Raw genomic sequence first — 10,889 nt, 5'->3', positions numbered from 1 at the left:
CTAACTTTTCGGGGTCAGATCAAAACCCGTTGGCTTTATACGTAAATAAAGACCTTTCCCATCTGCTAAGTTATATTCTTTCTCGGATGGTTTAGCTTTCTCAATTTGTGTATTGGTTAGTGGTGTTGTTAGCCTTGCCATATTTAAGATTAATCAAGTTTTAGTAACACAATTCAAAGTCTATCATTCCGTGTTACTAAATCACAATATTATATAAATCATTGTTATATATGGATTTATCTAAATTTTAGTAACACGCTATTGAGCTATTATAATTCCGTGTTACTAAATGTGTTACTAAAATCTTGGGTTATGGTGGGATAATCACAACAAAATTAAACAAGCATCTAATTGATTTATAATGAATTTAAATTCATATACTTAGAAATTGGGTACTATATCAGGTACTAAAAAATAAAATCAACATAAACCACAATAAACCAAAATAAACGATTAAAACCAGTATTTTCAAGCATTCCCATTTATTCCCACTTAATTCCCTCTAATTCCTAATAAAAAACGCTGAAAGGCGAGAAAAACGGGGATTTATTGAAAAAATGAAATAGCCCCCATTTTTTGGGGCTATTGTGTAGGGTTTTATGCACTAATGCAATTTTTTATCAAGTAGCCTGCTGATTTTCCCATTAAACAAGGCTTATGAATATCTGTACATCTGACAATTTCAACTTTCCCGCCTTTCTCTTGGTAGGTATCAACAAATAACCCGCCTTTTCGGCGTAAGGTGTAGCCATAAGAGGGGGCAAATACGTTACGCTTTTCGTTGGCTTTGGGTACATATGCCAAAATAACGCAATCTGACCAAATAGGCTTTAACTGTTCGCTTTTTTCTTCCATTGCTCCGCCAATTTTTACCGTTTCCACGTCGATAAGCTCGGCGAAAATTTCAGGGGTTAAAATACCCGTGCGGGTGTATTTAATGCGTTCTAGCAATACTTTATTTTCTTTGAGTTTTGCCCATACATCTTTGGCGATCACGCAAATATTCGGCTTGCGTCCGATTGAATTTGCAATGGTATTAATTGCCTCGTCAAAAACGGGCAAGGGATTGCCCTCTAAATTGCTAAATTTACTCTCTCCGCTTAGTGCAATTTTATTTTCGCTGTTGTAGTTCGCTTCATCTTGGGCGATTTTAGCCGTTTCAATTTCACGCCCTAGGGCTATTACATCTTGCACGACTGAAAGGGCGTATTGCTTCAATGGATAGCTTGCCTCGTGGTTTTCTCGGTAGTCAATAGGATATTCTACATCGTGTTCTTCTAATTCCACGCTGATAACACTGACATCTTCAGGGGTTAAGCGATTGCTATCGCCGTGAACTTGTCGCACGGTGCTTTGTTGCCTAAATGCTAGTCGCCCAAACTGGGGAATTTTCCCGCCCTCTTTCTCAACTTCAACAATAGGGAAAAGGGTTTCACAAACTAGCTCTGCATTGTAATAGCCTTGTGCAAGCTGGGTTAAAATAGGGTCTTGAATGCGTTTTGCTTGTAGGGTCGTCATATTAATTTGCTCCTTTATTTGTAATGATATTAAATGCCTCTGAATAACTTATTTTATTTCTAGCGGCGTATTCTCTGATTTGTATATCTAACTCAATTATTTCTTGCGGGGTATTTTTCGCATAATTGATCAGTTTATAATCCAACGCTTCGGGGGCGTTTTCTTTTGTGGCGATTTCGCTAAACGCAATAATTTGCGGTTGTTGGCTTAGATAATCTTTCACAATATGGCTTAAACTTTCGCCATCTGAAAAATCTAGCGTTTCGCCGTTGTCGTAACTTTCAGCATAATTTAACAGTTTTAAGGCTTGTTCTTTTACTCGTGGGGCTAATTTGCCTTGACTAACAAGCTCATCTAAAAATGCTTCATTTTTTGCCATTTCTTCGGCTCTTAGCTGGAATTTTAAGCGGGCATTTTCCGCTTCCAGTTGGTTTAGTCTTTCTTGGGTCATTGTTGCTCCTCTGGGGTAATGGCTAAATGAAAAGCCGTGGAATAATCTACATTCAAAACTTGCTCTAAATAGCAAATTTTTTCGTGTAGTCGCTCGGTATAATCTAAGGTTTCATTTTCACAAAAGAAAACCACATCGGCTTCTTCGCTAAAATATAAACTTTGCACGCTAATTTCAGGCGGTAACATATTTTTTACGGCGGGTTTTTGTTTGCCATTTTCTAAAAATCCCACGTGGTTAAGATAAAATCCCGCCCCGCTTATTGGGTTGTCTTTGCTTTCATTCAGATAAAAACTGGCTGAAATTCCGCTGATTTCGTTGCGGTTGATTTTATCAATTAACGCCTCGCTTATTTCCGCTTCCGCAAATAACGCTTCTTTGCAATAAATTAAGCGATTAACCTCGCCAAACTGGGGAAGATTGTCGCTCGGGTGTCCGATAACCAGCGGGGCGGATTTTGCGTTTTTGTGGTAACTGGTGGCAATTTGCTTTAATTCTTCGGGCTTCCATAAGCGGCGGGAATTTACGCCGTTATGCTTGCCCGCTCTGAAGATTTCAAAAATGGCTTTAGGCATTTTTATGGGTCCTCGCTTTCTTTATGTAGCTGTAAATTGATTGAATGCTAACGCCGTATTTATTAGCTAACTCTAAATGATTTTTGCCGTTAAATTCTTCTGCAATAAGTCTATATCTAGCGCTATCACGTTCTGCTTTACGCATAGGAATATAAACAGAGATCCCGCCATATAACACACAAAACTCTTTAAGAGCTTCATTTGTAAATTTATCTATCTCTTCTTCTCTTCCAGAAGTAAGAGCTTTTTTTATTGCCTTGCTTACAACTTGACTAAAATGTTTCTGAAATCCTTTATAAGCATCGTTTGAATAAATTGGGGCTGACATTTTTCTCTCCTTTTGTTTGTATAGTGGAAATATTAAAACGCTTTAATAAAAAATTCTTTTAAAGCACTTTAAAGATTTTTTGGCGGCATTACACAGATGAATATTTTATTTTTGGGGGGTGAGGGTGGTAAAACAGTCGGGACAGGGGGGGGGGACACAGGGGACACAAAAATAAAATGCTTATTTTTCATTATGTTAGCGTTGTTTTTGTGTCCCTAAATAGGGCTTAAAATTGGGGACACATTAAAGGGACACAAGAAAAAAGCCCGTTTTTAAGCGGGCTTTGTCTATTTTTTGTTCGTTTTAATCCTCTTCTTCCAATAAATAAACAAGGTAAGAACGGGGGCGACTTTGGTCGATATTCTTCGGCACTCGCACAACATAGGGCTTTGCTTTTTCTGTACCGGGTTTTAACATTCCTTTGCTTATTAGCACATCGCACGCAATTTTTGTGGGGTGTTCCCCTATGGCTTCATTAAATGCCTTGGGGTAAATATAAAAATGCTCTCTATCTCCGCTGAGATGATTACGCAAAATGCGATAGCCCGCCGTATTTCTAATGCTTGCCCCTGAATTTTTGGGAATTTCAATAAAACGACTGTCCCGATTTTCCAAAATCCACGCCGTAACCATTTCGGGGATTTTTTGTTCTTCCCGGTTTTCGATACCAAATTCCGCCAGCCAATCATTAAAACACTTTATCAAGGCTTCGCTATTGTCGTGTTCGCCCCAGCCCGTTAAATCTCGGGCGAGTTGTAAAGCGGTTTCTAAAATCGCAAAACGGCTTGCAACACGTTGTACTTGCCCGCTTGCCCCTTCGGGTAAGCGTTGCAACCATTGCCGATTATATCCATCATAAACGCCCCGCACGTCATCGCTATGCTCGGTTAAGTATTTCAACCACTCACGCCCAATTACGCCATAATGCTCAAAGGTTGCTTGATTAAGGTGGTCGGCGTGTTCTTTGGCATTGCGAAAGCCTGAAAGGTTGCAAGGCTCCGCAATGGGAATGTTTAACAATCGTATTAATTGCCCCGCATTAATGGCAATCCCTTTCGTTTGTAAATAGGTTTCTAAATCCTTTTCACCTGTTGAAAGTGCGGTGATTTTCCAGCGATTAATTTCGTGGTTTCCTCCCTCCTTCATTCCCTGAATGCGTCCGCTCCCGTTGAAAAGAGAATAAGCAATGTTTTCTACTTCATAGAATTTTTTGGCTTGCCCTAATTCATCAAGGGTAAGAAAGCCATCATTTCTTGAATTTGCCTCGTTATTAATGCCGTGCGGGGTAGTATTCCACGTTAATAAAATTTCTTTAGGGTTGCCATAAATACTATTGGCAATATTTAACGTGGTTGTTTTCCCTTTGCTTGATTGATTGAACAAGTGAACGCCAAAAGGATCCGCATTTAAAATCGCAAGTAACGGGCTTGCGAGGGCGGTTGCCACACCTAACATCATTGAGGCATTTCCCGCAATATGTTGCCCTACTTCTTCCCGCCAGCTGTCCGCACTTCCTTTTTTGCTGTAACCGATTTTACTTGCACTTTTATTTGTGAAAATAATCGGCTTATTCGGCTCGCCGATAATTTCCCCGTTAGGCAACAAATACGCCCCACCATTCCAGCCCGTTTTATTGGTGATAATCCATTCGGGCTTGCTCTCTCCCTGAATATGGAAATAATCCACCAAGTTTTTTACTTGCTCGCTGGTGGACATTCGCAAGCCGTTAGCCTTGAAATAATCCCACGCTTGTGATTTCCCTAAGTCCGCTGTTGGCATTGCTTCCGTGATTGTTTTATGGTTAAAAGCGTGTTTCCACTGAAAAATGTAATAAAATTGCCCCGTGTTGCTAATACCACGCCCAACAATTTTCAAATCATCACAAAGCCAAGTTGCACGCTCGCTAATAACATCGCCGTCCCTGTCGAGTTTTGGCACGACATAATAAAGCCCGTTTAATTTTCCCGTGCGATACTCAATAAAAGGGGCGGATTTCTCCGCTTGCGGTGCTTCGCTCAATTCCGCCACCTGTTCGGCGTATTGTTTTGCCTCTTCGTCGTTGCGTAAACGGGCGATATAATCGCTTAAATTTTCCCGCAATTGCCCGATATTGTCGCAAAGTGAGACGGTTTCCGCCTCGCTATGCTTTGCAAGGTTTAAGCAAATGGCACTGATCTGTGATTGCGTCAATTCACCAAATTGGCAAATTCGCACAAATTTTTGCTTTTCAGGGGCTAAGCGTAAACGGCTGATTTCTTCAAGTTGCTCACCGCCTAAAATCACGGGCTTTTGCTTATGGTCGCCCTTAATTAATTCCGTGAGTAAATGCCAGCCTTGCCCTTTGCCCTCTTTTCCCCACGCTTGCCACGCTTCCGCCCCCGCTAAAATAAGCATTTCAGTTAATGGCTCGTTGGGTTGGTCTTTCAAGAATGGGGCATTTTTTAGCTTAGTTTTCATTGCCAACCTCCTCACCGATAGCCTTGAGGCTTTGGATTTCGTCCAGTAATTGGCTTGCTTTTTCTTTGATTAAAATCAATTTTTCCAGCTTCTCTACACTGTTTTTTAGCGTGCTTGCTAAGCTGATGAACTTGATTGATGAAATAGCCCCTAATTCCGCGTCTTTCTCAATGCCATAATCTCTAATCACGTCAATAGTGTGCTTTAATGCTGAAATTTCTTCATCAACTTCAAGCGATACGTTGCCATAGAATGCATTTAATTTTTGCTGATTGTTGGCAAGTTGCGACAAATAACGCTCTATGCCTTGTGTAATGGTAAAATCCAACGCTTTATCATTAAACATACTGTACCCCCTTAATTCTTGCAATAAACGCGGCTTTGTCGCGGGGTAAATTTAAACGTTGGCGGGCTTCTTGTTCTGAATTGGCAAAAATGGCGATTTTTAGGCGTTTTTTGCCTAGCAATAGAAATTTATAAATCATTTTGGCGATTTCCTTGTATTGGTTATTCAAGGTTACCGCGAAAGTTTCGAGGCTTTGGCGGTAACGTGTTACGGGCTCGAAAACCGCGATACAAGGAACACGGCAAAGGGCGAAACCTTTCCCATAACACGTTACCATAGATAGACGCTCTGGGCTTTCGTGAAGCTCGGGGCGTTCTTGGGGTGTGTTTGTGCTACGCATAAAAAAACACGCATTAAGAGGCGTGTATTTATCCGCCTTGTATAAGTTCGAGTTTCGAGGCTCGGCACTGTTTGAAAGTGCGGTGTTAAAATACGACAAATTTCCCGCACTTGTCAACGTTTTTTTGTTAGAATGTGAATTAGTCATTGTTTCGCTCGGTATCGTTAAATAATGGCTAGGGGCTTTTCCTTGTTGGTCGCTTGGAAAAGCTCCGCTTGTTTTTCCTTTCATTGGTTGGCACTCGCTAAATAGCGTTGCACTTCTTCAGCACTGTAAAGCGTGCTGTTGCCAAACTTGGTTTTCTTGATTTTGCCTTGTCGGGCTAGGCGGTCTAATTTCCCCCGTGATACGCCAAAAAGCTCCGCCATTTCCTTCACGGTGTAATGCTTGCAAAGGGCTGTTTCTCGCATTTCGTTCATTGCTTTTCTCCTTGAATGTTGGTTGAACATTTTGCCCGTTCATCATAACCCTGAAAAATCGTTTAACACAGCATAAGCTGATTTATTTTGCGTTATTTTGCTCGGGCTTTTATAGGCTATAAAACTCTGAAAAGGCTGTCAATGTACCCACCAAGCCGCTAAAATCCACATAACTTGAGAAAAATTTTTCTCATTTTACGTGGCCGTGTAACGCCTGTGAGTAAGTCCATTGAGTAACTCCGCAAAAAAAATCTTAGATAGTGCTAAAAACGTGTTTAAAGGGCGTTTAAATGCGTTTAATGGCGTTTAAATTTTTATATCGCCCCTTTTTACATAGCTAAAATTTCTTAAACGTATTGCGAAAGTTTTAAACGGGGTTTGAACGAGTTGGCAAAATCCCCGCTTTTTTTAAAGTTAAGTGTAAAAAGTTCCTCTTAACTTTTACTTTGTGAAATCATTTTGAATAAAAAATAAACAGAAAAATACTCAAAAAAGTTAAAAATTTAAGTTTGATTGCTGGTTTTTTGTTCATTTAAACAGATTTTAATTTTCGTGTTTAAATTTAAAGATTTTTTACTTGGGGACACAAGGGGACACAAAGGGACACATTAGGGACACAACAATAAATATAATTCATTGATTTTATTAAATATATTATATCGTGTCCCTAGTGTCCCCCGTGTCCCTAATAAATTGGCAAGCTAGGGGGAAATTTTGCAAAGGATTATTTCAAGCATAAAAAAAGCCAGCCCAAAGGCTAGCTTTCTTTTGCGGGTTGGATTAATCAAATAGCCCCGTTCCCTTTGCACATTGCTCTACATAATCGCCCCATTGTTGCATAATTGGAATGCGTTGCTTTAAATAGTTCGCGTGATTGTATGCTTTACTAACATTGTTCCCTGTTCTATGAGCTAGGCACATTTCCCCGTATTCTTCTCTAACGCCTTCTTCACTCAAATAAGTTCTAGCCAATCCGCGCAATCCGTGCGCTGTTTGCTTGCCTTTATACCCCATTCGATTTAAAGCGGTATTCAATGCGTCCGGTGTCATTGGTTTGTTATTTTCCCCTCGTTTTGGAAAAATATATTTTAAATGTCCTGTAACTGGCTGAATTTCCCTAAGTAGTTTTATAGTTTGCGATGATAATGGTATAACGTGCTGTATACGAGCTTTCATTCTTTCCGCTGGAATAGTCCATAGTTTTTTATCAAAGTCAATTTCTTCCCATTGTGCGCCTGTTGCTTCTGCTGATCTGGTCATAGTTAGCGTTTTAAACAATAACGCTATTCTTGTTTGTCTGCTAATTCTAGCCTTCGCTATAGCCTGCATTAGCTCGCCAATTTCTTTACTGTCTATGTGTGGGTTATTTTCTTTCCGGTGCTTCTTTAGGCTTTTATTTACTTTCAGGCACGCATTAAATGCAATAATTCCAGCATTCACGGCAAAATTAAGGATGTCATTGATATACATAGTTAAACGGTGCGCCATATCTACAGTATTACGCTCTTCAACTCGTTTTAATGGTGTAAGAATTAAAGTAGGCGTGATCTGACTGATTGGATAAGATCCAATAAAAGGGAATATATGCAATTCAAGGCTGCGCCAATATTTTTTTATGGTTTTTTCTTCTATCTCGGCTGCTTTCTTCTCTTTCCATTTTTCCGCAACGGCGAAAAAAGTATTATTTTTCGCAAATTCTTGTTTTTTTGCTTCTTGCTGAATGTGTAATTGTGGATCTAGTTCTTGAGCTAGTAACGATTTGTATTCTTCACGTTTATTTCTTGCCTCTGCAAGGCTTAACGATGGATATTCGCCTATAGTAAACTTTGTGCGCTTGCCTGTTGTCGGTGAGTTATATCTAAAGCGCCAACGCTTCGCCCCGCTTGGGTAAAGTTCAAGGAATAGTCCACCGCCGTCATTCAATTCATTATTTGCCGTTGTGGAATACTTCGATTTTTCTACCTGTGTATTTGTTAAAGGAGTGATAATTCTTGCCATAAATCCGCCTTTTTAGTACCCAATAATTAGGCACTATAACATATTAGGTACTAAAACAGGTACTAAAAAAGCTAATCAACATAAACCAAAATGAACCATAATAGACTATATAATGATGTAAAAATGTTGATTTATAAGGGATTTTATACTGATTTGAATTAGAATGAATTACTTTGAATTATTTGATTGGTGGAGATAATCGGGATCGAACCGACGACCTTTTGAATGCCATTCAAACGCTCTCCCAACTGAGCTATATCCCCACAATTGATGTGAAACGCTACTAATATTAATGGCGCGCTGAATTGATGTCAACGAGATTTAATCAGAAACGGCAGATTTTCGTTTTTTTGCTTAAATCTCATACTTATCGCATTTCCTGATCATTAACCACAGTTATTCTGCTTATCCCAATAAAAAACTGCACCTTTTAGGGTGCAGTTTCGTCATTCATAATTCAGAATCAGAAATTAAGCCTGGCCTTTAACCGCTTTTAATCCTAAGAACGGTGCCTTATCGCCTAATGCTTCTTCAATACGGATTAATTGGTTGTATTTTGCAATACGGTCTGAACGGCTCATTGAACCGGTTTTGATTTGACCTGCTGCTGTACCAACTGCTAAATCTGCAATAGTTGCATCTTCGGTTTCACCTGAACGGTGAGAGATTACTGCGGTATAACCGGCTTCTTTCGCCATACGAATCGCATTTAAAGTTTCAGTTAATGAACCGATTTGGTTGAATTTGATCAAGATTGAGTTAGCGATACCTTTTTCGATTCCTTCTTTAAGGATCTTAGTGTTAGTTACGAATAAGTCATCACCAACAAGTTGGATTTTGTCACCAAGAACTTCTGTTTGGTATTTGAAGCCTTCCCAGTCTGATTCATCCTGACCATCTTCGATAGATTTGATTGGGTATTCTTCACAAAGTTTTTCAAGGTAGTGTGTGAACTCTTGAGAAGTGAATGATTTGCCTTCACCTTTCATCTCATACATACCGGTTTCTTTGTTATAGAATTCAGATGATGCACAGTCCATTGCTAAAGTAACATCTTTACCTAATACATAACCTGCTTTTTCCACAGCTTCTTTAATGCAAGCCAATGCTTCCGCATTAGAAGCCAAGTTAGGTGCGAAACCACCTTCATCACCAACTGCAGTATTTAAACCTTTCGCTTTTAATACTTTCGCTAAGTTGTGGAACACTTCAGAACCGATACGAAGTGCCTCACGTAAAGTTTTTGCCCCAACCGGTTGAATCATAAATTCTTGAATATCAACGTTATTATCTGCGTGTTCACCACCATTGATGATGTTCATCATTGGTAATGGCATTGAATATTGACCTGGAGTACCGTTTAATTCAGCAATCCACGCATAAAGTGGTAAACCTTTAGATGCTGCTGCCGCTTTTGCATTAGCAAGAGAAACCGCAAGAATCGCATTCGCACCTAATTTAGATTTGTTTTCTGTGCCGTCCAAATCGATCATAATTTGGTCGATTTCAGCTTGTTGAGTTGCATCTTTACCTAATAAAGCCGGTGCAATAACATCATTGATGTTTGAAACTGCTTTTAACACACCTTTACCTAAATAACGTGATTTATCGCCATCACGCAATTCCAATGCTTCACGTGAACCTGTTGATGCACCTGATGGAGCAGCTGCAAGACCAACGAAACCGCCTTCTAAATGCACTTCCGCTTCAACGGTTGGGTTACCACGAGAATCAATAATTTCACGGCCAAGAATTTTAACGATTTTTGCCATTTGTTTTTCCTCACATTTAAGTTAATTTTCAAAGATAGAAATCAAAAAACCGCGCTAATATTAAAACGATTTTGAAAATTTGTCTTGTAAAAAATGATGTGAACTTGATCACAATTAAGATTTTCCTACTCAATAAAAATAGAGGCTCTTTTTTTACCGTAATCGGCAATTTTTAACATTTTTGGCTCTTTTCTTGTATAATGGCGACAAAATCTCAAAATAGCCTCTTTTTAAGCGCAAATTTATGTATTTTACCCAAGCTTTTTTCACATTTAACGGCAGATTGAATCGACAGGGGTTCTGGATTGGCAGCGGTATTTGTGCCGCTTTCTTATTATTGGTTGCCAATTTACTGCCGGTTTCATTGCTGTTTCAGCAGCAAAGCGGTGCAATTTTCGCATTATTGCCATTATTATTGATCACATACTGTTGGCTGGCGATTATCGTGAAACGCTTGCACGACCGCGGTCGCTCCGCCAAAGCACTGGCAATTCTCCTAGCGCCGATAGGCTGTTTTTTGATTGCGCCTTATAGCCAAGATTTTATGAAATTATTATTAGGGCAACTGTTTCCGATTTTTATATTCGCTATGCTACTGATGGAATGGGGCGTATTTGTCGGGCAAGCACAAGCCAACCGTTACGGTGAGCAAGGTGAAACAATTCGATTTAAAAAAGGATAATGA

At 39.6% G+C, this 10,889-nt stretch carries 11 protein-coding genes and 1 tRNA gene; 1 reads left to right on the top strand and 11 read right to left on the bottom strand.

Going from position 1 to position 10,889, the window contains the following annotated elements:
- Nucleotides 1–597 precede the first annotated feature (597 nt).
- From P375_RS04560 to eno, 11 genes are all read right to left on the bottom strand, one after another.
- Nucleotides 598–1,518, bottom strand: coding sequence for a hypothetical protein (locus P375_RS04560; protein ID WP_021462488.1), 921 nt, complete (start codon nucleotides 1,516–1,518; stop codon nucleotides 598–600).
- A 1-nt stretch (nucleotide 1,519) separates the two neighbouring features.
- Complete coding sequence (locus tag P375_RS04555; protein ID WP_052121794.1) at nucleotides 1,520–1,969, bottom strand: hypothetical protein; 450 nt, start codon at nucleotides 1,967–1,969, stop codon at nucleotides 1,520–1,522.
- Complete coding sequence (locus tag P375_RS04550; RefSeq protein ID WP_021462490.1) at nucleotides 1,966–2,544, bottom strand: hypothetical protein; 579 nt, start codon at nucleotides 2,542–2,544, stop codon at nucleotides 1,966–1,968. Before P375_RS04550 ends, P375_RS04555 begins: the two co-directional genes overlap by 4 nt.
- Nucleotides 2,537–2,872 (bottom strand): Mor transcription activator family protein, encoded by a 336-nt coding sequence (locus tag P375_RS11975; protein ID WP_052121793.1) that lies wholly within the window; start codon nucleotides 2,870–2,872, stop codon nucleotides 2,537–2,539. Before P375_RS11975 ends, P375_RS04550 begins: the two co-directional genes overlap by 8 nt.
- A gap of 303 nt (nucleotides 2,873–3,175) precedes the next feature.
- The gene (locus P375_RS04540; RefSeq protein ID WP_039134853.1) at nucleotides 3,176–5,329 is read right to left on the bottom strand and encodes a DUF927 domain-containing protein; all 2,154 of its coding nucleotides are present in this window, start codon (nucleotides 5,327–5,329) and stop codon (nucleotides 3,176–3,178) included.
- Entirely contained in the window at nucleotides 5,319–5,675 is a 357-nt protein-coding gene (locus P375_RS04535) for a hypothetical protein (protein WP_039134850.1), read from the bottom strand. The genes P375_RS04540 and P375_RS04535 overlap by 11 nt, the downstream gene beginning before the upstream one ends.
- The gene (locus tag P375_RS04530) at nucleotides 5,668–6,246 is read right to left on the bottom strand and encodes an ash family protein (RefSeq protein ID WP_052121792.1); all 579 of its coding nucleotides are present in this window, start codon (nucleotides 6,244–6,246) and stop codon (nucleotides 5,668–5,670) included. The genes P375_RS04535 and P375_RS04530 overlap by 8 nt, the downstream gene beginning before the upstream one ends.
- Entirely contained in the window at nucleotides 6,243–6,383 is a 141-nt protein-coding gene (locus P375_RS04525) for a helix-turn-helix domain-containing protein (protein WP_245176421.1), read from the bottom strand. The genes P375_RS04530 and P375_RS04525 overlap by 4 nt, the downstream gene beginning before the upstream one ends.
- Before the next feature lie 831 nt (nucleotides 6,384–7,214).
- Entirely contained in the window at nucleotides 7,215–8,432 is a 1,218-nt protein-coding gene (locus P375_RS04520; protein WP_021461803.1) for a tyrosine-type recombinase/integrase, read from the bottom strand.
- Nucleotides 8,433–8,619: 187 nt separating this feature from the next.
- Nucleotides 8,620–8,695, bottom strand: a tRNA-Ala gene (locus P375_RS04515).
- 207 nt (nucleotides 8,696–8,902) lie between these two features.
- Nucleotides 8,903–10,204 carry a phosphopyruvate hydratase gene (eno, locus tag P375_RS04510; RefSeq protein WP_039134845.1) on the bottom strand — a complete coding sequence of 434 codons (1,302 nt, stop codon included), beginning with the start codon at nucleotides 10,202–10,204 and terminating at the stop codon, nucleotides 8,903–8,905.
- A gap of 244 nt (nucleotides 10,205–10,448) precedes the next feature.
- Between eno and P375_RS04505 the strand changes: the two genes are divergently transcribed.
- On the top strand, nucleotides 10,449–10,886 hold the full coding sequence (locus P375_RS04505) for a DUF805 domain-containing protein (RefSeq protein ID WP_039134843.1): 438 nt from the start codon (nucleotides 10,449–10,451) through the stop codon (nucleotides 10,884–10,886).
- The last annotated feature ends 3 nt before the right edge of the window (nucleotides 10,887–10,889 follow it).

This window comes from Gallibacterium genomosp. 2 (assembly GCF_000771895.1).
In the GTDB taxonomy this organism is placed as follows: domain Bacteria; phylum Pseudomonadota; class Gammaproteobacteria; order Enterobacterales; family Pasteurellaceae; genus Gallibacterium.
Note: the sequence above shows the minus strand (reverse complement) of the source record. Positions and strands in the feature narration are given on the sequence as shown.